Below are 25,320 nucleotides of genomic sequence, written 5' to 3'. Positions count from 1 at the left end.
AATTGCGCCATGTGAAAGGGGCAGCAGTAATGAATGACTCTCAAGTAAAAGAATTCAAGCTAAAAAACAAAAATGGCATGGAAGTGTCTTTTCTTAACTATGGCTGTATTATTACGAAAATCCTTGTGCCAGACCGGGACGGGAATGTTGAGAATGTTGTGCTCGGATACACCAGCAGCGAACAGTACGCAGACAACCCATGGTATTTAGGAGCGGTCATTGGCCGCTTTGCCGGGCGAATTGGTGCTGGGTCCTTTGAGCTGGACGGGAAAACTTACACTCTCGAGCAAAATGACGGAACCAATCATTTACATGGCGGGAAAACCGGATTTGACCGGGTAATCTGGCAATCCGAGTATGTGGAAGGCGGTGTGCGGTTTACGCATGAAAGTCCGGAAGGCGAGGGTGGATATCCTGGAACGCTCAAACTGGCTGTCACGTACACACTGAACGATAAAAATGAATTTGCCATTCAGTACGAAGCGGTGTCTGATGCACCGACGCTGTTAAACATGACGAACCATACGTACTTTAATTTAAGTGGCGGAATGAAGAGGGATATTACCGGTCACCACCTGCAGATGGACAGTGATCAGTATGCAGAATTGAACGACCAGCTTCTTCCGACTGGCGTTCTCAAGCCGGTCGACGGAACCACGTTTGATTTTCGAGACGGACAAACTATTCAAGCAGGAACCACCTCTCAAGATCCGCAAAACAAGCTGGCCGGTGGAGGCTACGATCATCCGTTTATGTTAAACGGGCGCCGTAGCATCGTTTTGTCAGAGGAACAAAGCGGCCGTGTGCTCACGATTAAAACAAATCAGGATTGTGTCGTTTTGTATACCGGCACACAGATTACAGAAGGAGTGGAGCTTGAAGGCGGCAAGTCCTTTAAATATGCCGGGCTTTGCCTAGAGACACAAGCGTTGCCGGATTCCATCCATCATCCTCACTTTCCGCAAAGCAAGCTTGAAGCAAACGAGCGCTACGAAGCGGAAACGATTTATACCTTCTCGACAAAATAAGATAAAGCATGGATGGCGACAGCATCCGTGCTTTTTTTTATCAAATAAGCAAAAGTTGACCGTTCAAGTAAAGTATAATAAAGTATGATCATTCTTGACATCACGCTTAGCTTAAGGGAGGCTTCACGATGCGCACCACCATTAAAGATATTGCCGCGGCCTGCCACGTATCCGCGGGCACCGTAGACCGGGCGCTTAATAACCGTCCGGGCATCAGTGAAAAAACAAGAAAGAAAGTACTGGACGCAGCCGCCGAAATGAATTATCAGCCGGACTTTACCGCCAGAAGCCTTGTAATGGGCAGAACGCTGACACTTGGCGTGGTCTTGTTTGATTTATACAACCGGTCGTTCGCTCAGCTCATGAATGCGATTGAAAAAAGAGCGAGAGAGCTTGGTTATTTCGTTTACATTACCCTGACGGATAAAAACGCCCAAAATGAGCGGACGTGCATTGACTATTTAATCAACCGGAAAGTGGACGGCATTATTTTGTTCAGCGTCAATAAGGGCAAGGAGTTTGAGACATATTTAAACAAGCTGCATACACCTGTCGTCACCATTTTCAATTATATCTCGAGTGATCTTGAGTACATTGGCATTCAAGAGCGCCAGGCGATGAAAGACGCTGTTGACTATGTGGCATCGAAGCGCTACAGCCGCTTTATTTATGTAAGTCCACCGCTTGCTTACAGCGGGAAATCCAACATTTACACACAGGAAGAGCGGTTTCAAGGATTTTTAGAAGGCATCCAGGGGCATAAAGCAGCCGATCCGCTCGTGCTCAAGGGAGCGGATTACTTGGAAAAGCTGATGGCTTACCCATTTAACAAAGCTGAAAAAACAGCCGTTGTTTGTTCAACGGATTTGTACGCTCTTGAAGTCATGAATACATTAAAGGGCATAGGCATTGCGATTCCTGGGGAGGCAGGGGTGATGGGTTTTGACGATATAGATATGTTAAAATACATCTCGCCGCGGCTGACGACCGTCAAATACCCGATTGTGCAAATTGGAGAAAAGGCAGTGGAAAGCCTCGTTCATAAAATAGAGCAGGGTGCTTTTAAGTCTGTACCGCTTTTGGGGCATGAGATTATTAAAGGAGAATCTATTTGATTCTTTAAATTATTCAAAAAATAGTTGACCGTACAAGTTGATGGTGATAAAATTTACTTTATCAACAGTACAGGTCATTAAAATGTAAGCGTTATCTTTAATTCTTTCGAAATAAATCGTGTGCGTACACAAACTGAAGGGCGGTACAGTGTACTTTCCGTGTACGTACACGGAAAACGGTTCTGTGTATTGTTGATATGTTTCTGCATTTGATATTCCAAGAAAAGGGGAGAGAAGAATGAAAAAAAGAAGCTTGTTTATCCTGCTTTTTAGTATGTTGTTTGTCATCCTTGCAGCATGTGGAAAAGGCGGAGGCGGAGGTTCCTCAGAGGATTCTGCTGAAGGTGCAGATGCAACTGAAGTGATTGGAAGTGAATCTGAAGATGCAACTGAATTGAATTTTTGGACATTCAACGAACTCCACATTAATATCTTTGAAGATGCAGTAAAGCGTTGGAATGAAGAGTTCCCGGATCGCCCTATTTCATTGAAAGCAGAAGCATATCCTTATGACAATATGCACAACAACTTACTGTTAGCCTTGCAATCAGGCACTGGTGCTCCTGACATTGTAGATATTGAATTAGGTCGTTTTCCGAACTATTTACAAGGTGAGCCGCAGCTATTGCCGATGAATGAATACGTAGAACCTGTGAAGGAAAACTTTATTGAATCACGGTTTGACATTTATGCGAAAGATGGAAATTATTACGGGCTCCCAACTCATGTAGGAGCAACGGTTGCTTTTTATAACAAAGAAATCATGGATGCTGCCGGCGTAGACATCGATTCCATTGAAACATGGGATGACTACGTAGAGGCAGGCAAAAAAGTGGTGGAGAACACGGATGCCACAATGACCACATTAGAAACAGGTGATTATTGGTCTTACTGGCCTTTAATCAAGCAGCAAGGTTCAGACTTTTTTGATGAAAACGGTGAGCTGACTTTGGCAAATGAAACAAATATTGAAACACTTGATTTTATGCACCGTTTGATTTATGAAGAAAAAATTGCTGAAATTACACCAGGCGGCGGTCATCATGAAGAAGAATATTATGGATTTATGAACGATGGCGGCGCAGCATCCGTCATCATGCCAATGTGGTATATGGGCCGGTTCACGGATTACATGGAAGACTTAAAAGGGAAGATGGTTATTCGTCCAATGCCAAAATGGACAGAAGACGGAAATCGCTCAGCTGGAGCAGGTGGCACAGGGACAGTCGTAACCAATCAAACTGAACATCCGGAATTGGCGAAAGAATTTTTAGCCTACACGAAATTATCCGAAGAAGGAAACCTGGCTCTATGGGAGATCATGGGCTTTGATCCGCCAATGTGGACGGTGTGGGAGAAACCAGAAATACGTGAGGATAACAAGTACTATCAATATTTCGGCACAGATATATTTGATACGCTTCTTAGTGTGAGAGAAGAAATTGATTCCATTAATATTACCGACAAGAATCCACTTGTGCAGGAACAGCTATCAACAAATGTATTTAATAACGTACTGCGATCTGAAAACCAATCGGCAGAAGAGGCCTTGAAAGAAGCAGAAGCGGCGATTGAAAATAATTGATAACAGTGTGAAGGCAGGATAATTTATCCTGCCTTCTATACGAAAAGCGTAAAGAAAGGGGATTGTTATGATTGAACGCGCTGTATCAACAACCAATAGCAGTCGGCCGAAACGGTCCATAAAAGGCTTCTTTTTGTCGAGGAAGGTAGTTCCATACGTTTTTGTATCGCCTTTCATTCTTTCGTTTTTACTGCTCTTTTTGTATCCGCTCATAAGCGGTGTTGTCATGAGCTTTCAAACCATCTTGCCTGGACAAACAACGTTTATTGGAACAAGCAACTACGAACGTATTTTGAACCCTACCTTTTTTAAAGCATTGTCCAACACGACCGTTTATGTTATTTTGACGACCGTTATCTTAACGATAGTGCCTATGGTGTTGGCGACAATGCTGAATTCTAAATTCGTTCGCTTTTCCAATGTCTTTCGGGCTTCCTTATTTATTCCGGCATTAACTTCAACGATTGTTGCGGGTGTAGTGTTTCGTCTCATGTTTGGCGAATCAGAAGCTTCTCTAGCCAATACCGTTGTTGGGTTTTTCGGTGTCGAACCGCTGGAATGGAAGTTCGGGGCCGCAACAGGAATGTTTTTAATGGTGTTGCTTGCTACATGGAAGTGGCTGGGGGTGAATATCCTTTACTTTATGGCCGGCCTTGCCAATGTGCCAAGAGAATTGTACGAGGCAGCCGAAATTGATGGTGCGGGTATTTTTAACAAGTTTCGACACATTACACTTCCCATGTTAAAACCGATTACTGTATACGTTGTGACAATTACGATTATAGCCGGATTCAGGATGTATGAAGAATCCTATGTTTTCTGGCCGGAAGGATCGCCAGGTAATATTGGCTTAACGATTGTCGGATACATCTATCAACAAGGTTTCCGGATGAATGACCTTGGTTTTGGAGCAGCCATTGGTGTTGTGTTAATGTTGATCATCTTCGTTATTAGCATCCTTCAGCTTACGCTGTCTGGCACGTTAAAGAAAGGAGGGTAAACCATGGTAACACGAGACAGGCTTTTTACTATTATTATCACGGTTGTCATCGCATTTGTTGCGATATTAGCCCTCTTCCCGCTGTTTTCTCTTATGATCTCTTCTTTGCGGCCGTCATCAGAATTAATGAGAAATGGGATCACACTGTCAATACCGTTTAAAGAGCTAAATTTCAATAACTACACGTATATTTTTACAGAGTCAGGTAATTACTGGAGCTGGTACATGAATAGTATTTTGATTTCTGCAGCCAGTATTATTCTATGTTTGTTTTTTTCATCAATGGTCGGTTACGCGCTGGCAGTTTATGAGTTTAAAGGCAACCGTTTTATTTTTATTCTAGTGTTGCTGATCCTGATGGTGCCTTTTGAAATTCTCATGCTGCCGCTCTACCAGCTTATGATTGAACTGCAAATGATAGATACGTATTTAGCAGTTATTTTACCAATGATGGTAGCGCCTATTGCAGTCTTTTTCTTTCGGCAGTATGCTTCAGGGCTTCCAAAAGATTTAATGGAGTCAGCACGGATGGACGGGTGCACTGAATATGGCATTTTCTTTCGAATTATGGCGCCACTTATGCTTCCCTCGTTTGCAGCAATGGCTATTTTGCAAGGGCTTTCGAGCTGGAATAACTTTCTCTGGCCGCTCGTTGTCTTGCGCTCGAATACAATGTTTACGCTACCCGTTGGCTTGGCGACTCTTTTAACACCGTATGGAAATAATTATGACATATTAATTGCAGGATCTGTTATGACGATTCTCCCTGTTGTTATTCTCTTCTTATTCTTCCAGCGTTACTTTATCGAAGGATTGACAGTAGGCGGCGTGAAAGGATAAATAAATTTCATATTAAAGGAATGATAAAGTGAAACATTCAGCTGTGCTAAATATGGATATTGAACAAGGCATCATCAATAAAAACATATACGGTCATTTCGCCGAGCATTTGGGGCGTTGTATTTATGAGGGGATTTGGGTAGGAGAGGATTCGCCGATTCCAAATGAAAAAGGGATTCGCACAGACGTTCTTGAAGCATTGAAAAAAATTCAAATCCCGGTGCTGCGCTGGCCAGGCGGCTGCTTTGCGGATGAGTACCATTGGAAAGACGGAATCGGCCCTCGTGAAAACCGCAAGCGGATGGTAAATACACATTGGGGCGGAGTCGTGGAAAACAATCACTTTGGCACACACGAGTTTATGATGCTGTGTGAAATGCTGGAGTGCGAGCCGTATATATGTGGAAATGTCGGCAGCGGCACGGTTCAGGAAATGTCTGAGTGGGTGGAGTACATGACATTTAAAGGTGAATCTCCGATGGCAGATTGGCGCCGTGAAAATGGAAGAGATGAGCCGTGGAAACTAACATATTTCGGTGTTGGAAATGAAAACTGGGGCTGCGGAGGCAATATGCGCCCTGAATATTATTCCGACTTGTACCGGCGCTATCAAACGTATGTCCGTAATTATGACGGCAATCAGATCTACAAAATTGCCGGTGGGGCGAACGTAGCTGACTATAACTGGACAGAAGTGCTTATGCGCGAGTCCGCCCGTTTTATGGATGGATTAAGCTTGCACTACTACACTATTCCGGGTGAATTCTGGACGGGAAAAGGGGCGGCCACTGGCTTCCCGGAGCATGAATGGGTCGCCACGATGAAGAAGGCGCTTCACATGGATGAACTGCTCACGAAGCACAGCACTGTTATTGATAAATATGACCCGGAGAAAAAAGTCGCCATTATCGTCGATGAGTGGGGCACGTGGTTTGACGTGGAGCCAGGCACAAATCCAGGGTTTCTTTACCAGCAAAATACGATTCGGGATGCACTGGTCGCGTCGATTCATTTTCACATTTTCCATGAGCATCATGAGCGGGTGCAAATGACTAACATTGCCCAAACAGTAAATGTGCTGCAGGCGATGATTTTGACAGAAGGGAGCGAAATGATTTTAACGCCAACGTATCATGTGTTTGATATGTTCAAGGTGCATCACGACGCGGTGAAGCTGTCACTCGACGTTCAAGCGGAAGAATACGAATCGATGCCACAGGTGAGCATGTCAGCCTCTAAAAACAAAAAAGGCCACATTCACATTAGCTTGTGCAACATTGACCATCAAAACGAAACGGATGTCACTGTGGATTTACGAGGTCTTGCGGTAGAGAATCTTCACGTGGCCGGAACGATCTTATCCGCTCAGCAAATGGATGCGCATAATACGTTTGAACAGCCAGAAGCAGTGAAGCCGAAAACGTTTGGAGCGTATTCATTGGATGGCACATCGTTACAGGTGAATATGCCGGCTATGTCCATTGTCGTTCTTGAGCTGAAGACTAATGGCTGATGTTCCTTTTTGTAAAGGATGTACAGGAAGTGTTTCGTTAGAAAAAAAGCCAGTCGTTTTTCTGACAGATGAGATGCTGCTCGATCATGAAGAATTGCCGAGGAGAAAGCGGCGTCTTGAACAATGTGCATTTTGTGAGTTTCTAATGTATGGAACAACATGTGGTCAATCAGGTATGCTTGTTTCATATCGCGTCGATTTACCAGATGCAAAATGTCCACACCCGGAAGAATCAAAATGGTGAGACTTGGGAGGGATCAGCATGAAACCAAATTCATTTATGGAAAAGCTGACAGATGTTTTTTCCTGGATGACCAAACTAGCTTATGCCCACTTTCTTTGGATGATTTTTAGCGCGGCAGGCCTTATTGTGTTTGGTGTTTTTCCAGCAACAGCTGCTTTAATGATTGTTTGCAAAAAGTGGCTTGATGGAGAAAGTAGTGTGCCAGTCTTCCATTTGTTCTGGCGTTCATATCGGTTATCCTTTTTTTCTTCAAATAAAATGGGTCTTCCCTATTTGGCAGCAGCGCTCGTTTTATATGCGAACTTTTTAGTAATTCAGGAGAATGGGGCAAGTCTCATCATGATTGCGGCATTTTATCTGGCTGTCTTCTTTTTGATTATCACAGGTACGCACCTTTTGCCATTGTACGCATTAAGGAAAGGGTCAATTCTTCAAATATGGAAATCAGCTTTTATGATGAGTATGGTAAATTTGCCTATTTCGATCGCTGTGCTCATCAGTCAATCAGCTATTTATTATTTACTGTTTTCGTACCCTTCAGCCGCTTTGTTTTTTCTCAGCAGTACGCTGGTCATTATTCAGCTCTGGCTTATCCAGCATTCATTTAACCGAATAGAAAGAAAAGCAGCCGCATTACGGGCGAAACAAGCCGCTCCAGCTATACAGAAAACGTATCCCGCGTGAATCCGGAAATCACGGATTCTTTTATTAAAAAAACGTGTACGTACACGACAAAGGAGAAATTAATCATGACACAAAAAGCAAACATGACGATTGATAAAGAGTTTGTAATTGGAAAAATTGATGAGCGCATTTATGGTTCATTTATCGAACATTTAGGACGTGCTGTTTATGAAGGCATTTACGAGCCCGATCATCCATCCGCGGACGAGCAAGGGTTTCGTACCGATGTGATTGATCTTGTAAAAGAGCTGAAGGTGCCACTCGTTCGTTATCCAGGAGGCAATTTTGTTTCAGGCTATAACTGGGAGGATGGAGTAGGGCCTGTTTCAGATCGGCCTCGACGTCTTGACCTTGCCTGGCGGACGACGGAAACGAATGAAATTGGCACGAATGAATTTATGGACTGGGCTAAAAAAATTAACGCTGAAGTAAACATGGCAGTGAACTTGGGGACGCGCGGTATTGATGCAGCCCGCAATCTGGTAGAATACTGCAATCATACCTCGGGTTCTTACTGGAGCGATCTGCGTGTTTCTCACGGATATAAAGAGCCTCATCACATTAAAACGTGGTGTCTGGGAAATGAAATGGACGGCCCGTGGCAAATTGGCCACAAAACCGCTCATGAATACGGACGCCTTGCTGCCGAGACAGCAAAAGCGATGCGCTGGGTAGATCCATCAATTGAACTGGTTGCCTGCGGAAGCTCAAACCGCCACATGCCGACATTTGCGGAGTGGGAAGCGACAGTGCTGGATCACACGTACGAGCACGTGGACTACATTTCCCTTCATACGTATTACGGCAACCGTGACGGGGATCTGGCCAATTATTTAGCGCAGTCTATGGATATGGATCAGTTTATTTATTCGGTTATCTCGATTGCGGATTATATGAAAGCGAAAAAACGCAGCAAGAAAACAATCAATCTATCCTTTGACGAGTGGAATGTCTGGTTTCATTCCAATGAAGCGGACAAACAAATTGAACCGTGGTCGGTTGCGCCGCCGCAGCTTGAGGACATTTATACATTCGAGGACGCCCTGCTCGTCGGAAGCATGCTCATTTCCATGCTGCGCCGCGCAGACCGGGTGAAGATTGCCTGCCTTGCCCAGCTCGTTAATGTCATCGCACCAATTATGACGGAAAAAGGCGGAGAAGCATGGAAGCAGCCGATTTTCTATCCATATATGCATGCATCTGTTTTTGGCAGAGGTGTGGCTCTCCATGCGAACGTGTCATCACCGAAATATGACTGCAAGGATTTTACCGACGTTCCTTATCTGGATACGGTTTCTGTGTATAACGAAGAAGAAGAAACAGTCACAATTTTTGCGGTGAACCGTCACCAGGAGGATTCGTTAAGTCTCGATGCAGACGTTAGAAGCTTTGAAGGGTACGCCGTAAAAGAGCACATTGTCCTTCAAAATGATGATGTCAAAGCGACAAACCAGCTCAACCGCTCGAATGTGGTTCCGCATAACAATGGAGATGCAAAAGTGGATGGCGGGCAGTTGTCTGCACAATTACCGAAGCTGTCCTGGAATGTGATCCGGCTTGGGAAAGCATAAGATGGTGAGGTACCGAAACCCGCTATTGCTTAAACAGGCGGACCCATTCATTCATAAGCACACAGACGGCTATTATTATTTTATCGCCTCTGCGCCGGAATTTGACCGGATTAATTTACGGCGGGCCAAAACAATTGACGGTCTTCGGGAGGCACGGGTGACAACCGTCTGGAGAAAGCATGAGCATGGTGCTTTAAGCAGCTTGATCTGGGCGCCGGAGCTTCATTATATACGAGGAAAATGGTACATCTATTTCGCGGCTGCTCCGACGGAAGAAAGCCATCCGGAGCATAAAACCTTTCAGCACCGCATGTTTGTCATTGAAAGCAGCAGTGAAAACCCGCTTGATGGAACATGGGAGGAAAAAGGACAGATTCAAACAGGTTGGGAATCCTTTTCGCTGGATGCGACGGTGTTTGAGCATCAAAACACGTTGTACTATGTATGGGCTCAAAAAGATCCGGGCATCTTAGGCAACTCTAATCTGTATATTGCTCAAATGGACAATCCATGGACGTTAAAAACAAAGCAGGTGATGCTGACGAAGCCGGATCTTGAATGGGAAATGAGAAAAATTCCGGTCAATGAAGGGCCTGCTGTTTTAAAACGAAACGGAAAAATATTCATCACCTACTCTGCCAGTGCCACGGACGAAAACTACGCAATGGGCCTTTTAAAGGCGGATGAAAACAGTCCTCTTCTTGAAGCGTCTTCGTGGGAAAAAAAGAAGGAGCCGGTTTTTCAGACAAGCGACCAAAATGAAAAGTTTGGACCCGGGCATAACAGCTTTACAGTGGCCGAGGACGGCTGTACGGACCTGCTTGTTTATCATGTTCGTCATCAAAAGACGGGTGGTGGAGAAGCGCTTAATGATGGAGGGCGTCACGCCTGCATCCAGCCGTTTTCATGGAATGAACAGGGCGATCCCGTGTTTGGAGAGCCGGTCCGGAATGAAGCATCCACATCTACGGTATAACAAGAAGAACGTGCGATCAGCGCACGTTCTTTTTTTGTTGTGGTTACATATTGTGTAAAAAGCGGAATGATGCTATCTTGAAACTACGTTATACGTACAAGTTGATCGACCTTTTTGAAAGGGGATTCATATTTTGAAAAAGCTTTTAGTCATTTATACGTTTTTGCTTTTGGCGTTTGGCGCTTATTTTTATCATTATCAAATAAATGAACGGGAACGGCAGCAAAGTGAAACGGCTTCTTTCTCCACGTCGCTGGACGAAAAATATGTCATGGTCACATTTCAAGCAGGCATTGACTACTGGAAGCCGGCCATTAAAGGATTTGAGGACGCGGCTGAGGAGCTTGGCGTTTCGGTAGAGTACAGGGGCGCACCGCAAGTGGATGTGTACGAACAAATTACCGTTCTTGAGCAGGTAATTGCGAGAAAACCTGCCGGCATCGCCGTATCCGCTGTAGATGCACAGAAGCTGGACTCGACCATTCAGCAGGCGATAGACGCCGGGATACCTGTCGTGCTGTTCGATGCAGATGCACCAGAAAGCGGTGCAGCTTCTTTTCTGGGAACAAACAATAAAGAAGCTGGCGCATCCGCTGCCCGGCAGCTTGCTTCGCTTTTAAACGAAACAGGGAAAACGGCTGTGATCACAGCGCCGGGCCAGCTCAACCTGCAGGAGCGCACAAATGGATTTGTGGAGACGATAGAAAGCTATTCGGATATGGAGGTTGTGGCAGTAGAAAACGGCGAACGGGATGAAAGAGCCGCAAAACAAGCTGTGCTTCAGCTGTTAAAGGAGCATCCGGATATGAAAGGATTTTTCTCCACAGAAGCAAATGGCGGAGCGGGTATTGCGGAGGCAGTCCGCTCTGTGCAAAGCGATGCACGCGTAATCGGCTTTGATACATACAAGCAAACGCTCGATTTAATCAAAAAAGGAGAAATGGATGCAACGATTGCGCAGGGAACGTGGGAAATGGGCTATCAGTCGCTGCAGTTTTTGACGAAGCTGAAGCAAAATCCGTCTGCGCGCATTCCGAAGCATGTGAACACAGGAGTAACGGTCGTAACGAAAGAAAATGTGGAAGCGTACTATGCCTGGTAGGCGCATCGAAAATGAGTGAGGCAAATGAACATGAATAAATGGAAATTGAATGATATTCCGATCAAGCATAAGCTGGTCACCCTTCTGCTCATTGTTACGATCGTGCCGGCTATTTTCTTGAGCATCTTAATCGCAGTGACAGTGGAGCGGGTGATTGAAGAGCAGGTAACAGAAAACACGCTTCAGCTGATCGGTCAGGTGAACAAGTCGCTGGAGTATTACGCGGGAAATATGCAAAATGTCAGCTATTTGCTGTCGCTTGACCCGGAGGTAGAAGCATTTTTAAAGGGGGAAGGAACGGAGGAGGAGCATTATGCCATCCGCCAGTTTATGCAAAGGCTGACGACGCTCTATCCGGAGGCTGCAGGCATCTTAGTTGTGAACAATAAAGGAGAAGCGGTCAGCAACGAATTATATGCGCCAGCCGATCAAAATGTAACCGAAGAAGACTGGTACCGGCAGGCGGTTGAAGGGGCGGGGATATTTAAAATGATCGGCCAGCCGAAGGACCGGTTGATCACAAGCCACGTTCATTATGGAGAGGATGAAATTGTTTCAGTGGTCCGCGCCATCGTCGATCCGGAAACAAAGCAGGTGAAAGGCGTTATTTTAATTGATTTAAAGCTTCGGGTCATAGCGGAAGCCGTCCGCAATCTTAATCCCGGGAAAGCCGGCTCTTTTATGGTGCTGGATGAAAACGGAAAAGCAGTTTATATGCCGGACGCCTCTTTGCTGAGCGGTGTGCCAGTCAGCCGGTTTAAAGAAAAAGAAGCCGGGACGTTTTCCGCTAGTATTGAGGGGACGGAGCACCAGTTTATTTATCAAAACCAGCCGTTTACAAACTGGACGACAGTCGGTGTCTTTTCAACAAAAGAGTCCATTGCAGAAGTGCGCACAATCAATTTCTTTGTCGTTTGCTTTATCTTTTTAATCTTTTTCGTTGCTATCACAGCTGCCTACGTCCTTTCCAATTCGATGTCCCGTCCGATTTTGCGTGTTATTTCATTTATTCGAAAGGTGGAAAAAGGGGATCTGGCTGCCCGTTATCAGGACGACCGGAAAGATGAAATCGGGGTGCTGGGCAGAAGCTTAAATCATATGCTTATGCAAATTCAAAAGCTGGTGGCGGTAAACAAAGTGCAGGAGCAGCAAAAAAGAGAAGCGGAGCTGCGCAGTCTGCAGGCTCACATAAAGCCGCATTTTTTATACAACACATTGGATACAATCAACTGGATGGCTCGCAAGCGAGGGGCGGAGGATGTAGCCGATGTAGTGGATTCTTTGTCCACCCTGTTCCGGATCGGTTTGAGTAAAGGCCACGACATCATATCTCTGAAGGATGAAGCGGCACACATTGAAAGCTATTTGCGCATTCAAAAGGCAAGATACAAGGACAAGCTGAACTACAGTCTGGATGTCGACTCGGAAGCAGAAGGAGCAGCTGTTCTGAAGCTTGTGCTGCAGCCGGTTGTGGAAAATGCTATTTATCATGGCATTAAAGAGCGGCGCGGGCCGGGACATATTCGCATTAACGCATTTAAGCAAGCCGATACGCTCGTTTTAACAGTTGAAGACGACGGGGCTGGAATGAATGAGGAGCGTCTGGAGCAAATCCGGACCAAGTTAGCTTCTGTTCAAGCGGACGCGCCTATGCAGAAAACGGACTTTGGCTACGGCATGATGAATGTACAGGCCCGAATTCAGCTTGTTTTCGGTCCGGTGTATGGAATTCAAATTGAAAGCTGTCAAAACGCGGGCACGAAAGCGACGATTCATCTGCCTTTTACCCGTCCGTTAAACGCAGAATAAGGAGGAAGGAACATGACAGCCTGGAAAGTGTTGATTGCCGATGATGAGCCAATGATTCGGGAGGGCCTGAGAGACTCTGTTGACTGGCCGATGCTCGGAATGGAGGTGGCGGCAGAAGCAGAAGACGGGGAAGAAGCACTCGAGCTGGCTATTGAACACGGCGTTCACGTTGTGCTGGCGGATTTGAATATGCCGATCATGAATGGGATCGATATGATCCGTGCGTTGAAAGAGCAAAATCCACATTGCCACGTCATTATTATTACGGGGCATGATGAATTCACGTATGCACAGGAAGCGCTCCGCATGAACGTGACCGATTACATTTTAAAGCCGGTCAATCCGGAGCAGCTCCGGGCCGTCATCAATGGTGTAGCCAAAAAGCTTGAGGAATCCGAGGCGGAAGCTGTTCGCATGCAAAGAATAACCAGGCAAATTTCTAAAAATGAGCTGGCGCTGAAGGAATCGTTTGGGGAAGATTGGGTGATGGGGCGAGTGAGCAAGGAAGACGCAGAGAATCAGCTGGCATTCTTTAACCTGCCAGTCAGCGCTCCGACAGAAATCGGGATTATTCGGACACAGGCCTTCCGGTCGGGTGCGCCGATGCTGACGGAATCAGACCGAAGAATGATGCTGTTCGCTGTGAAAAATATTGCCGAGGAATGGCTCCATGAAACAGAGCATTTGCTATTTTCAAACGATGAGCATGTAGTCCTCGTCACGTGGGTGCCTCTTTGTGAAAAATGGGTACAGGCAATCGAAGAAACGCTGAAGAACTATATGAAAATACATAGCCAGTTTTACCGCGAAAAGGTAATGGATGCTGTTTCCTGTGCGTATAAACGGTGTCTGGAAAAAGCACAGCAGGATGCCGCTGCATCACCAATTGTCCGGAGAGCGCGTGATTATATTCATGAACGCTACGAAAATCCCGGCCTTTCTCTTGAAGCAACAGCAGAAGCGCTGCAAGTCTCACCCGTCTATTTAAGCCGGATCATCAAGCAGGAGCTTGGTGTTTCCTTCGTCCAGCTTGTCACTGGCAAGCGGATGGACAAAGCGATTTACCTGCTGGAAACGACTGATCTAACGATTTTAAGCATTGCAGAGGCCGTCGGGTTCGATTCCCAGCACTACTTTAGCACCGCTTTTAAAAAAGCCGTCGGCATGCCGCCCAACCAGTACAGGAAAAGAAACAGCTAGGATAGAACATGATAAAAGGTTTGAGCAGAAGAATAAGAGACGTCTTGACGGCTGGATGATCGATAATCCAGCCGTCATTCGTGTGCATCCAGCTATTCCGATTGAACGGACGAATGACCGGCCCAAATCGTTCGGTTTTAGCGGAAGTTTCCGTTGAAGGTGACCCCCTCTTTGTATTTTTTTGAAAGCGGTTTTATGAAAGTTGATTTTTTATAAAAAGGGATAATTTATTGAAAAGACGCCCTCAACCCTCGGTGATATAGTCAAATTAAGACAAAAAGAAACAAAAAGGGGGAGCGTTGAATGAAGAAGTGGCTTTCAGTTCCGATGCTTTTGCTGCTCGTTTTTGCTTTATCTGCTTGCGGAGCGATCGACACGAGCGGCAGTGAAAAAGGCTATATTGGGATCTCTATGCCGACGAAATCATCCGAGCGGTGGGTGAACGACGGTGAAAATATGAAAAAGCAGTTTGAAAAGCTTGGCTATAAAACAGATCTTCAATATGCAGAGGATGTTGTGGAAAACCAGACGGCCCAAATTGAAAATATGATTACAAAAGGGGTCGATGTATTAGTGGTGGCGCCGATTGACGGACAAGCAGCGCTCACAACCGTTCTGGAGCGGGCTCATAAAGAAAACATCAAAATCATTTCCTATGACCGTCTCATTCAATACAGCGAATACATTGACTACTATGCGACATTCGATAACTTCCAGGTGGGTGTCCTTCAAGGGCAGTACATTGAAGAAAAGCTTGGCTTGAATAGTGGAAAAGGACCCTTCAACATTGAGCTGTTTGCCGGTTCACCGGATGACAACAATGCGTATTTCTTTTTTGACGGAGCGATGTCGATTATTCAGCCATACATCGACAGCGGCCAGCTTGTGGTGAAAAGCGGACAGACAAACTTTAACCAGGGGGCAACACTGCGCTGGGATGGCGCGTTGGCGCAGGCTCGTATGGACAATTTGTTAAGCGCTTACTATACGAAGGATCGATTGGATGCGGTGCTGTCACCTTATGATGGCATTAGCATTGGCGCGATTTCTTCATTAAAGGGAATTGGCTACGGCTCTGCAGAAAAGCCAATGCCGGTCATTACCGGACAGGATGCGGAGCTTGCTTCGATCAAGTCGATTATAAGCGGGCAGCAAACGCAAACGGTGTTTAAAGATACACGTGAGCTGGCGCAAAAAGCCGTTGATATGGCCGTTGCCGTTTTAAATGGCGAGCAGGCTGAGGTAACAGATACGGAAACGTATGACAACGGAGCAAAGGTTGTCCCGGCTTTCTTGCTGAAACCCGTATCGGTCGATCAAAACAATTTTGAAACCGTTTTAATTGACAGTGGTTACTATACAGCTGAGCAGCTTGGCCAAAAGGAAGAGGTGGCACAATGACGAACGTAATTTTGGAAATGCGCAGCATTACAAAGGAGTTCCCTGGCGTTAAGGCGCTGTCTAACGTGAATCTTCAAGTGAAGCAAGGCGAAATACACGCATTGTGTGGTGAAAACGGCGCCGGAAAATCAACGCTTATGAAGGTGCTGAGCGGGGTGTATCCGCACGGCTCCTACACAGGGGATATTTTATTCGACAACGAAGTGTGCGAATTTAAAAACATTCGCCAGAGTGAAGAGCGCGGCATCGTGATCATTCATCAGGAGCTGGCGCTCATTCCGTACCTTTCGATCGCTGAAAACATTTTTCTGGGCAACGAAATAAGCCGAAATGGGGTCATCGACTGGAATGAAACGATGATGCGGACAAAGGAGCTTTTGCAAAAAGTAGGGCTGAAGGAGTCGCCGCAAACAAAGGTGGAGGACATCGGCGTGGGCAAGCAGCAGCTCGTGGAAATTGCGAAAGCACTCGCTAAAGACGTGAAGCTGCTAATACTAGATGAACCAACCGCATCGCTGAATGAAAACGACAGCGAAAACCTGCTTAACCTGCTGCTGGAATTCAAAGGGTACGGCATGTCGGCGATTATGATTTCTCATAAATTAAATGAAATTGAACGGGTGGCGGATTCAATGACGATCATCCGCGATGGCCAGTCGATTGAAACACTTGATATGAAAAAAGACAACGTGAACCAGGACCGGATTATTAAAGGAATGGTCGGGCGCGATTTAACGAACCGCTATCCGGAACGCACACCAAAGATCGGTGAAACGATTTTTGAAGTGGAGAACTGGACGGTTTATCATCCGGCTCACGCGGAGCGAAAAGCAATTGATAATGTGAGCTTGAACATTCGGCGCGGTGAAATTGTCGGGGTAGCCGGATTAATGGGGGCCGGGCGCACAGAGCTTGCGATGAGTATTTTTGGAAAGGCGTACGGGAAAAAAATCAGCGGACGCATCGTGAAAAATGGAAAGGAAGTCCAGTTTCCGAACGTAACGAGTGCAATCAAGCAGGGAATGGCGTATGTGTCGGAGGACCGGAAAGGAAACGGTCTTATTTTGATGGAGGACATTAAGCAAAATATTACGCTGGCAAGCCTCGACAAGATTTCAAAAGGACCGGTTATTGATGCCAACAAAGAGCGGATCGAAGCAGAAAACTACCGGAAAAAGCTGCGAATTAAAACGCCGTCTGTTCTTCAAAAAGCCGGCAATTTAAGCGGAGGAAACCAGCAGAAAATGGTCCTGAGCAAGTGGATCTTTTCGGAGCCGGATATTTTGATTTTAGACGAGCCGACGCGCGGCATTGACGTCGGTGCCAAGTATGAGATTTATTCGATCATTAACGAGCTTGCTGCGGAAGGAAAAGGAATCTTACTTATTTCTTCGGAGCTGCCGGAGCTGTTAGGAATGTGTGACCGTGTGTACGTGATGAATGAAGGCTCGATCACTGGTGAAGTCACAAAAGAAGAAGCGAGCCAGGAAACATTAATGATGTATATGACAAAACAAAAGGTGAGGGGATAAAAGATGCAGTCACATGCCCAAAAGGAAAGAAATTATTCGTCGCTTCAGCCGGAATCGCCCATTAAGCAATTGTTTAAAAACAATATGCGCCAGTACAGCATGATTTTTGCGCTTATTGTCATTATGCTCTTATTCCAGGTGCTAACGAGCGGGCTGCTTCTTCAGCCGCTTAATATCACCAATTTGATTTTGCAAAACAGCTATATTTTAATTTTGGCGATTGGCATGATGCTGGTCATTATTACCGGCCATATTGATTTATCCGTCGGCTCAATTGCCGCCTTTGTCGGCGCGATTTCAGCTATTTTAATGGTGAATTATGAGATGTCGACGTTCGGCGCTGTTGCGATCTCACTTCTTGTCGGGGCTGCAATTGGCGCATGGCAGGGCTTCTGGGTCGCTTATGTGAAAATTCCAGCGTTTATCGTCACACTTGCCGGGATGCTCCTGTTCCGCGGACTGACGATGATCGTGCTCGAAGGAAAGTCAATTGCACCGTTTCCGGAAACCTTCCAAAAGATGAGCTCGGGCTTTATTCCGGATGGAAGTGCAGCGAATGTGGTTACGCTGCTGATTGGCGCGGCTTTGTCTGTTGCGCTTGTTATCACGCAGCTGAAAGCTCGACGCACGCAAAAAAAATTCGATTTCGATGTTCAGTCCAAAGGGTTATTTATGTTAAAGCTTGTCGGTATGGTTGTGCTGCTGAACGTGTTCACGTACGTTCTTGCTTCATATGAAGGCATTCCGAACGTGCTGATTCTGCTCGGCATCCTCATTATTGTTTACACGTACGTAATGAAAAAAACAAAAGCCGGGCGCCACATTTATGCGATTGGCGGCAATGAAAAAGCGGCTCAATTATCAGGAATTAAAACAAAGCAAATGACGTTCTGGGTATTTGTGAACATGGGCGTTCTCTCTGCCCTCTCCGGCTTGATTTTTGCAGCACGATTAAATGCGGCAACGCCAAAGGCTGGAAACCTGTTTGAGCTGGATGCGATCGCAGCCTGCTTTATCGGAGGTGCTTCGGCTTACGGCGGGATTGGAACTGTGCCTGGTGCCATTATTGGCGGCCTGGTTATGGGGATTATGAACAACGGCATGTCGCTGTTAGGCCTCGGAATCGACTGGCAGCAAGGAATTAAAGGGCTTGTCCTTCTCGCTGCCGTGGCGTTTGATATTTATAACAAAAATAAAGCAGCATAAGCGTGAAAAACGGACCTTCCTGGTTAATCAGGAAGGTCCGTTTTCGTTCCAATGACACGAATCCGCCAGTAGTCAGCGATCCAATGATCTTCATGAAAATGCGTTTCTTTTAATTCCTCGACTGCCCCCGCTGTAATCCGTTCTCTCTCAGCGGCCGTCTGCTCACCCGTAATGACACTGCCAAACATCTGAATCCAGTTTTGCATACCGTCCGGACCTTCTAGGCGGGTCGGGCGGTGGAAGTGCTCCGCAAATGAAACGTGGAATCCTGCCGCTTCCATCAACGACGTATATTCGCCGACTGACGGGAAAAACCATGGATACGTGCTCGGATCATAGTCTTCTATTTGCTTCACAATTGCCCGGGAAATAGCGGCTACATTGCCTTTGCCGCCAAACTCCGCGACAAAGCGGCCACCAGGCTTTAAGCATTTCCAAATGCTCGACAGCACGTGCTCGGGCTGTTTCATCCAATGAATGGCCGCATTGGAGAAAACGGCATCAAACTCTTCCGTATATGGCAAATCGTGCGCATCCCGGACGAAAAACGGAATATCGGGATACTTTTGCGCTGCCTGTCTCACCATGTCGGCTGAATGATCAACACCAACAGCTTTCACGCCTTTTTTCACCAATGAAGAAGCGAGGTCGCCTGTACCGCAGCCTACATCTAAAATAGCTTCACCTTCCTGTGGGGAAAGTAATGAGACGACATCCTGTCCAAATTCAGAGACAAATTGATGTTTGCCATCATACAACTGTGCATTCCAATTCATTTCCATCACTCCTTTTGGTTATTGTACCGCTCATCTTATATAATGAAAATTAACTAATTAAGGATTAATTGATAACGAAATGGAATAAGGAGGCAGGGGTATGAATATAAAGTGGCTGGAAACGTTTGTGAAAGCGGCAAAAACAGAAAACTTCCGCCAGGCTTCAGAAGAGTTGTTCCTGACGCAGCCGGCGGTGACGAAACAAATTAAACGGCTTGAGCAGGAGCTCGATATTCAATTGTTCAAGCGAAGCGGCAAGGCAGTGAAGCTCACACCTGAAGGAACGGCTTTTTTAAAGCGCGCCGAAAAAATGACAAGCTGCTTTCAGGAAAATATGGCCGATTTTAATGAATGGAGGCAAGGATATACGAGAACACTTTCGATCGCCTGTGCACCGCAAATTGCGTCATCCTTTTTGCCAGAGCTGCTGAACCGGTTTGTCAGCCAGTTTCCGTATATTGACGTGTACATTGATGTGGCGAAGTCATATGAAATTGGTGAAAAGGTGAGTGCCGGCACAGCGGATCTCGGCCTGGCCAGGATGCCTTCCGCTTATATGAATACAACGAGTCTGAAAGTAAATGAAGAACCGGTTGTTCTGTTAGGGCCGCTGCTGGAAGGTGCGGACGAGTCCTTTTTCTGGCGCATTACCGGATCTTAACCCACAATCATCCGGATTACTGGGAGGAGCTTCTTAAGGCATTAAAGCACAAAAACCCGCATTTGAACTACCCCCACTTATTCGCTAACGCTCCTTGAAGTGGGGGATTCCTACGATCACAAGCGCAACCGCCTGTTGTTTAGTAGGCTAGCCCCGCCGTCCCGGCGGTTGAAGAAGCGAGAATACGTTCTGCTTCTTGTTTCAGATTCCGTCCTGCGTTCAGATCCCGGTCATGATGGATGCCGCACTGTGGGCAGGTCCATTCACGCAGCGCGAGATTCTTTACGTCTTTATGTTTGTGGCCACAGCTGGAACAAAGCTGGCTTGAAGCGAAGGTTTTGGACACAACTACCACTTGCTTTCCGTACCAGGATGCTTTGTACTCCAGCATCGTTCGAAACTGCGCCCAGCTCACTTCGCTGATGGCTTTCGCGAGGTTACGGTTTTTGAGCATGTTCACTACCTGCAAATCTTCTATACCAATCACATCGTGGTTTTGGACGAGATCGGTAGAGATTTTATGCAAGTAATCCGCGCGTGCGTTGGCGATTTTTTCATGAATACGTGCCACTTTCCGCTTTTGTTTCTGGTAGTTCTTCGCTTCAAGCAGTGGCTGCTTTCGCTGGATCGCTCCTTGTTTGCGGCGTGAGAGGATGCGTTGCTCTTTCGCTAGTTTTTGTTCAAGGGAACGGAAAAATTTTGGGTTTTTAAACACGGTGCCGTCGGACAAAATGGCAAAATCTTTGAGGCCGACATCTACTCCGACCGAAGAACCGGTTTTTGGCAGCGGCTTGACGTCTGTTTCCACCATGATGGAGACAAAGTATTTTCCCGTTGGATTACGCCGGACGGTGGCAGACAAAATACGCCCTTCCACTTCCCGGCTTTTGGCGAATCGGACAAAACCGAGCTTTGGCAGTTTGAGACGGTTTCCTTCAACGGCAATGTTGTTGTTTGTGCATTTGGTTGTATACGACTGAACCCGATTTTTCTTGGATTTGAATCGTGGAGCCTGATTTTGTTTCTTGAAAAAGCGTGAAAAGGCATCCGCCAGGTGTTTTAAGGATGATTGAATCGCAATGCTGTCCACTTCTTTGAGCCATTCATATTCTTGCTTTAACGCAGGAAGCTGAGAAGAAGAAGTGCCATACGTCAATCCTTTCCCTGTTTTCTCGAAGGCGTCATTCCATTGCGCTAAAAAGCGGTTAAATACAAAACGGGAACAGCCGATGGTTTTGGCGATGAGGATTTCTTGTTCTTTGTTTGGATAGAGACGGAATTTATAGACTCGATGAATAATCAAATGACTCACCACCTTCTTATCGTTCGATTGAAAGAGATCGGCTGGTGACGGCAAGGGATCCACGTTTGGGGATACGAACAGGTTGTAGCTGCCTCATTCATTTTCATTCTGCGTTCGCTTCCTGTTGCACTCATTATAGCAAAAAGAACGTGTGTTTGTAAAGTCAGAAAGCAGCGATTCATCTTCCCTTAAGAAAACCACTTTGAGGAGAGAGTTTTCTCGCCAAAGATGATAAAAACGATGACAGTGAGCCAAGTAGAAGTTACAAAGCGGTTTATTGAAGCGGGCCTCGGCGTTTCGTATTTGCCGCTGTCAATGGTGGCGGAAGAAGCCGCTGCGAAAAAGCTGCGTATTTACTCATCTGAGATTGCTGACAGTGTGACATCGACTACATACTTGATTGAAAAAGGTTCAGCAGATGAAGCGCGGGCGTTCAAGCAATTTCTTTTTGATCAATTGTGAACAAATTGCAGAAACTGGATTACGTTCTATCTATTTAAGGGAAGAAAGAAACACAAGGGGTATAACCGAAAAAAGGAGCTGAAAAATTGGAAACATACCGAAAAAGTGCAGATGATATTCTGGCAGAACTGCAAACGTCTGAAAATGGGCTAAGCAGAACAGAAGCGCAAGAACGGCTGGACAAGCATGGCTACAACGAACTCGAAGGGAAAGAAAGAGATTCTGTATGGAAGCTTTTTTTCATGACATTCAAGGACGCAATGGTCATCGTGCTGCTTGTTGCAGCTGGAATCCAGCTCGTGCTCGGAGAAGTTGTTGAATCTGTCATTATTTTTCTTGTCCTTTTGTTAAATGGCATTATTAGTGTCGTTCAAACAAGGAAAGCCGAAAGCTCACTGGATGCCCTGCGCGAAATGTCAGCGCCGTCCGCTAAAGTGGTGCGGGACGGAGCGAGTCAATCGGTTCCGGCTCGGGAGCTGACAAAAGGGGATATCGTCCAGATGGATGCAGGGGATTACGTACCGGCTGACGGGCGCCTTATAGCCAGTGAATCATTGAAAATTAATGAAGGCATGCTGACGGGGGAATCGGAAGCCGCAGAAAAAAACACAGAGACTATCACAGACGAAGCGCCGATCGGAGACAGGTTCAATATGGTACATAGTGGTTCTCTCGTCGTGAATGGACGCGGCACGTTTGTGGTGACGGGAACAGCGAATGAAACAGAAATCGGGAAAATTGCCAATTTGATCGCGACGGCAGAAGCAAAGCAAACACCGCTTCAGCGAAAGCTGGATGAATTCAGCAAAAAGCTCGGTATCGGCATTTTACTTTTATGTGTGTTGATTTTTGCTGCGCAGGCTCTGCGAATTTGGTTTGGCAATGAACCGGTGGACACGACAGAAGGCATGCTGAACGCCTTTATGTTCGCGGTCGCCGTTGCCGTTGCAGCGATTCCTGAAGCCCTTTCTTCTATTGTAACGATCGTCATGGCGGTAGGGACAACCAAAATGGCCAAACAGCAAGCAATTATCCGCAAGCTGCCCGCTGTGGAAACGCTCGGATCAACGAGTGTCATCTGCACGGATAAAACGGGCACGCTGACACAAAATAAAATGACAGTCACAGACACCTTCATACCGGGAGCGTCAACGGGCATCCCGGAAACGCGCGAAGAACGAAGCGAATCCGAGCAATTGCTACTCCGCATTGCCGTTCTTTGCAACGACTCGCATGTCAATGACGAAGGGCAGGAGATTGGCGACCCGACCGAAACAGCTCTTCTGCATTTTGGAAAGAAGATGAACGAACCGCATGCAGAGCTTCGAGGTGCATTTAAACGTGAGCTGGAATTGCCATTTGACTCCGACCGCAAGTTGATGTCAACGGTCCACACAATTGATGGAAACAGACTGATGCTGACAAAAGGCGGGCCTGATGTCATGTTCAACCGCTGCAGTGCCATTTTAATAAACGGCCAGGAGCAGCCGATGACAGATGAACAGCTTAATGAAGTAAAGGAAGCCAATGAAGCTTTTTCAAGTGATGCGCTGCGTGTCCTGGCATATGGATACAAAAAACTGCCCGACAATCAGTCAGCCATCAGGGAAGAAGAAGAACATGATCTTGTGCTCGTTGGGCTAACAGCAATGATTGATCCACCGCGCGAAGCTGTTTATGGTTCCATTGAAGAAGCGAAAAGTGCAGGCATCCGGACCATCATGATCACGGGAGACCACAAAACAACAGCTAAAGCAATCGGTAAGGACATCGGATTAATGGACGAAAATGATATTGCACTGACCGGCCAGGAGCTGGATCGTCTTTCTGATGAAGAGCTTGATCAGAAGCTTGAAGACATATCGGTTTACGCACGGGTTTCCCCGGAAAATAAAATCCGAATCGTCAAAGCGTGGCAGAAAAAAGGCCATATAACGGCTATGACAGGAGACGGCGTAAATGACGCACCCGCTTTAAAGCAAGCGGATATCGGCATTGCGATGGGGAGCGGGACGGACGTAGCAAAGGATTCAGCGGCTATGGTGCTTGCGGATGATAACTTTGTTTCCATTGTAAGTGCAGTAGGGGTTGGCCGCACAGTTTTCGATAACATAAAAAAAGCGATCGGTTATTTGTTCGCCGGCAACCTGGGGGCAATTATTGCTATTTTATTTGCCGTTTTCTTTAATTTGCCCAATCCATTTACTGCGCTGCAGCTCCTGTTCATCAACTTAATTAACGATTCGCTTCCGGCGCTGGCATTGGGGATGGAGAAGGAAGAACCAGGTGTCATGAAAAGAAAGCCGCGGGACATAAACGAAGGGATTTTTTCGGGAGGCACTTTAAAAGCAGTTGTCACTCGAGGCGCTCTTATCGGGATCGCCGTCATAATCTCCCACTATCTCGGCTTGCAAGTGTCGGAAGAGATGGGGATTGCCATGGCTTTCACAACACTCATTTTAGCTCGGACTCTTCAAACCTTTGCGGCTCGCTCTAATACACAAACCGCTTTTGGTGCTGGCTTTTTCAGCAACAAGTATGTGCTGGGTGCGATAGCGCTCTGCTTCTTGTTATATGGCGTAACGGTGTTGCCGGGCGTAAGGAAGATCTTTTCGATTCCATCGGCGTTTGGCATGAATGAATGGTTCATGGCCACAGGGCTTTCTATTGCTGCGGTGGTGTTAATGGAAATCATCAAGGTGATTCAAAATAGAAAATAAAAAACAGCGCGGCTCATTTATGGGCTCGCGCTGTTTTTTATAGGCTGGAAAGCTGCATTAGGCGATTTCGCCGGTGAAACATTTTTTTGTAAAAAGTATTGACGAACTATAGAGAGATTTGTTATATTATTTCATGTCGCCAAGATAACAAGTTGAAATCATGGTGATGTGTTAAAGAGAGTATATCAATGAAAGTAGCTTTAAAAAAGCATTGACTGCTTGGTTTAAGCGTGATATATTCAATTCCTGTCATTAAAGAATTCGATCGTTTTAAAGATAGAGTTTGTACGGTTTGATTGAATAAATAACTTTGAAAAAAGTTGTTGACAACAAAACATACTTAATGATATGATGTTATAGCTGTCGAAGAAGATAGCGTAACGAATTGAACATTGAAAACTGAACAAAATCAATAAAAACGTCAACGTTTTAAGTTTTATCTTCTTATTGAAGTGCACCCCGCATTTTCAATAAGAAACAAATGAGCAAGTCAAACACTTTTTGGAGAGTTTGATCCTGGCTCAGGACGAACGCTGGCGGCGTGCCTAATACATGCAAGTCGAGCGGATTTGATCAGAGCTTGCTCTGGTCA

At 46.1% G+C, this 25,320-nt stretch carries 20 protein-coding genes, 1 rRNA gene and 1 pseudogene; 20 read left to right on the top strand and 2 right to left on the bottom strand.

Annotation, left to right across the window (positions count from 1 at the left end; all coding sequences use genetic code 11):
* The first annotated feature begins 29 nt into the window (after positions 1–29).
* The 16 genes from BW952_RS14070 (at position 30) to mmsB (ending at position 18,806) form a co-directional block, all read left to right on the top strand.
* Positions 30–1,028, top strand: coding sequence for an aldose epimerase family protein (locus tag BW952_RS14070; protein WP_045850267.1), 999 nt, complete (start codon positions 30–32; stop codon positions 1,026–1,028).
* A 128-nt stretch (positions 1,029–1,156) separates the two neighbouring features.
* A complete protein-coding gene (locus BW952_RS14065) occupies positions 1,157–2,143 on the top strand; it encodes a LacI family DNA-binding transcriptional regulator (RefSeq protein ID WP_045850268.1) in 987 nt (328 codons plus the stop codon).
* Between the two features lie 238 nt (positions 2,144–2,381).
* Entirely contained in the window at positions 2,382–3,728 is a 1,347-nt protein-coding gene (locus BW952_RS14060; RefSeq protein ID WP_045850269.1) for an ABC transporter substrate-binding protein, read from the top strand.
* 67 nt (positions 3,729–3,795) lie between these two features.
* On the top strand, positions 3,796–4,728 hold the full coding sequence (locus tag BW952_RS14055) for a carbohydrate ABC transporter permease (RefSeq protein ID WP_045850270.1): 933 nt from the start codon (positions 3,796–3,798) through the stop codon (positions 4,726–4,728).
* 3 nt (positions 4,729–4,731) lie between these two features.
* The gene (locus BW952_RS14050) at positions 4,732–5,568 is read left to right on the top strand and encodes a carbohydrate ABC transporter permease (protein WP_045850271.1); all 837 of its coding nucleotides are present in this window, start codon (positions 4,732–4,734) and stop codon (positions 5,566–5,568) included.
* A 28-nt stretch (positions 5,569–5,596) separates the two neighbouring features.
* A complete protein-coding gene (locus BW952_RS14045; protein WP_045850272.1) occupies positions 5,597–7,081 on the top strand; it encodes an alpha-N-arabinofuranosidase in 1,485 nt (494 codons plus the stop codon).
* Positions 7,074–7,325: a hypothetical protein gene (locus BW952_RS19245; protein WP_076496332.1), complete on the top strand. Its 252-nt coding sequence runs from the start codon at positions 7,074–7,076 to the stop codon at positions 7,323–7,325. Before BW952_RS14045 ends, BW952_RS19245 begins: the two co-directional genes overlap by 8 nt.
* A gap of 18 nt (positions 7,326–7,343) precedes the next feature.
* Positions 7,344–8,009: a YesL family protein gene (locus BW952_RS14035; protein WP_045850273.1), complete on the top strand. Its 666-nt coding sequence runs from the start codon at positions 7,344–7,346 to the stop codon at positions 8,007–8,009.
* Between the two features lie 65 nt (positions 8,010–8,074).
* Entirely contained in the window at positions 8,075–9,580 is a 1,506-nt protein-coding gene (gene arfA / locus BW952_RS14030; RefSeq protein ID WP_045850274.1) for an arabinosylfuranosidase ArfA, read from the top strand.
* A gap of 1 nt (position 9,581) precedes the next feature.
* The gene (locus tag BW952_RS14025; RefSeq protein ID WP_045850275.1) at positions 9,582–10,556 is read left to right on the top strand and encodes a glycoside hydrolase family 43 protein; all 975 of its coding nucleotides are present in this window, start codon (positions 9,582–9,584) and stop codon (positions 10,554–10,556) included.
* Between the two features lie 133 nt (positions 10,557–10,689).
* Positions 10,690–11,658: a substrate-binding domain-containing protein gene (locus tag BW952_RS14020; protein WP_045850276.1), complete on the top strand. Its 969-nt coding sequence runs from the start codon at positions 10,690–10,692 to the stop codon at positions 11,656–11,658.
* Positions 11,659–11,688: 30 nt separating this feature from the next.
* Positions 11,689–13,467, top strand: a complete 1,779-nt coding sequence (locus BW952_RS14015) for a cache domain-containing sensor histidine kinase (protein ID WP_094031990.1) — start codon at positions 11,689–11,691, stop codon at positions 13,465–13,467.
* A gap of 12 nt (positions 13,468–13,479) precedes the next feature.
* Positions 13,480–14,667: a response regulator transcription factor gene (locus BW952_RS14010; protein ID WP_045850278.1), complete on the top strand. Its 1,188-nt coding sequence runs from the start codon at positions 13,480–13,482 to the stop codon at positions 14,665–14,667.
* A 303-nt stretch (positions 14,668–14,970) separates the two neighbouring features.
* The gene (gene chvE / locus BW952_RS14005) at positions 14,971–16,068 is read left to right on the top strand and encodes a multiple monosaccharide ABC transporter substrate-binding protein (protein WP_045850279.1); all 1,098 of its coding nucleotides are present in this window, start codon (positions 14,971–14,973) and stop codon (positions 16,066–16,068) included.
* A complete protein-coding gene (gene mmsA / locus BW952_RS14000) occupies positions 16,065–17,600 on the top strand; it encodes a multiple monosaccharide ABC transporter ATP-binding protein (RefSeq protein WP_045850280.1) in 1,536 nt (511 codons plus the stop codon). The genes chvE and mmsA overlap by 4 nt, the downstream gene beginning before the upstream one ends.
* Before the next feature lie 84 nt (positions 17,601–17,684).
* Positions 17,685–18,806 carry a multiple monosaccharide ABC transporter permease gene (gene mmsB / locus BW952_RS13995; protein WP_231581349.1) on the top strand — a complete coding sequence of 374 codons (1,122 nt, stop codon included), beginning with the start codon at positions 17,685–17,687 and terminating at the stop codon, positions 18,804–18,806.
* A 23-nt stretch (positions 18,807–18,829) separates the two neighbouring features.
* Here the strand turns inward: mmsB and BW952_RS13990 are convergent, their stop codons facing one another.
* A complete protein-coding gene (locus tag BW952_RS13990; RefSeq protein ID WP_231581340.1) occupies positions 18,830–19,582 on the bottom strand; it encodes a class I SAM-dependent methyltransferase in 753 nt (250 codons plus the stop codon).
* A gap of 100 nt (positions 19,583–19,682) precedes the next feature.
* Between BW952_RS13990 and BW952_RS13985 the strand changes: the two genes are divergently transcribed.
* Positions 19,683–20,243, top strand: coding sequence for a LysR family transcriptional regulator (locus BW952_RS13985; protein WP_052698396.1), 561 nt, complete (start codon positions 19,683–19,685; stop codon positions 20,241–20,243).
* A 139-nt stretch (positions 20,244–20,382) separates the two neighbouring features.
* Here BW952_RS13985 and tnpB read toward each other — a convergent pair whose 3' ends face one another.
* Positions 20,383–21,543, bottom strand: a complete 1,161-nt coding sequence (tnpB, locus tag BW952_RS13980) for an IS200/IS605 family element RNA-guided endonuclease TnpB (protein ID WP_414735790.1) — start codon at positions 21,541–21,543, stop codon at positions 20,383–20,385.
* 216 nt (positions 21,544–21,759) lie between these two features.
* Between tnpB and BW952_RS13975 the strand changes: the two are divergent.
* From BW952_RS13975 to BW952_RS13965, 3 genes and pseudogenes are all read left to right on the top strand, one after another.
* A pseudogene (locus BW952_RS13975) lies at positions 21,760–22,008 on the top strand (LysR substrate-binding domain-containing protein); the annotation flags it as partial.
* An 86-nt stretch (positions 22,009–22,094) separates the two neighbouring features.
* Positions 22,095–24,728, top strand: a complete 2,634-nt coding sequence (locus BW952_RS13970) for a cation-translocating P-type ATPase (protein ID WP_045850285.1) — start codon at positions 22,095–22,097, stop codon at positions 24,726–24,728.
* A gap of 498 nt (positions 24,729–25,226) precedes the next feature.
* Positions 25,227–25,320: ribosomal RNA gene (locus BW952_RS13965) — 16S ribosomal RNA — on the top strand; the annotation flags it as partial.

Origin of the sequence: Domibacillus enclensis (assembly GCF_900156125.1) — a bacterium.
GTDB lineage: Bacteria > Bacillota > Bacilli > Bacillales > Domibacillaceae > Domibacillus > Domibacillus enclensis.
The sequence above is the reverse complement of the archived record's forward strand: the minus strand, read 5'-3'. Positions and strand labels throughout refer to the sequence as shown.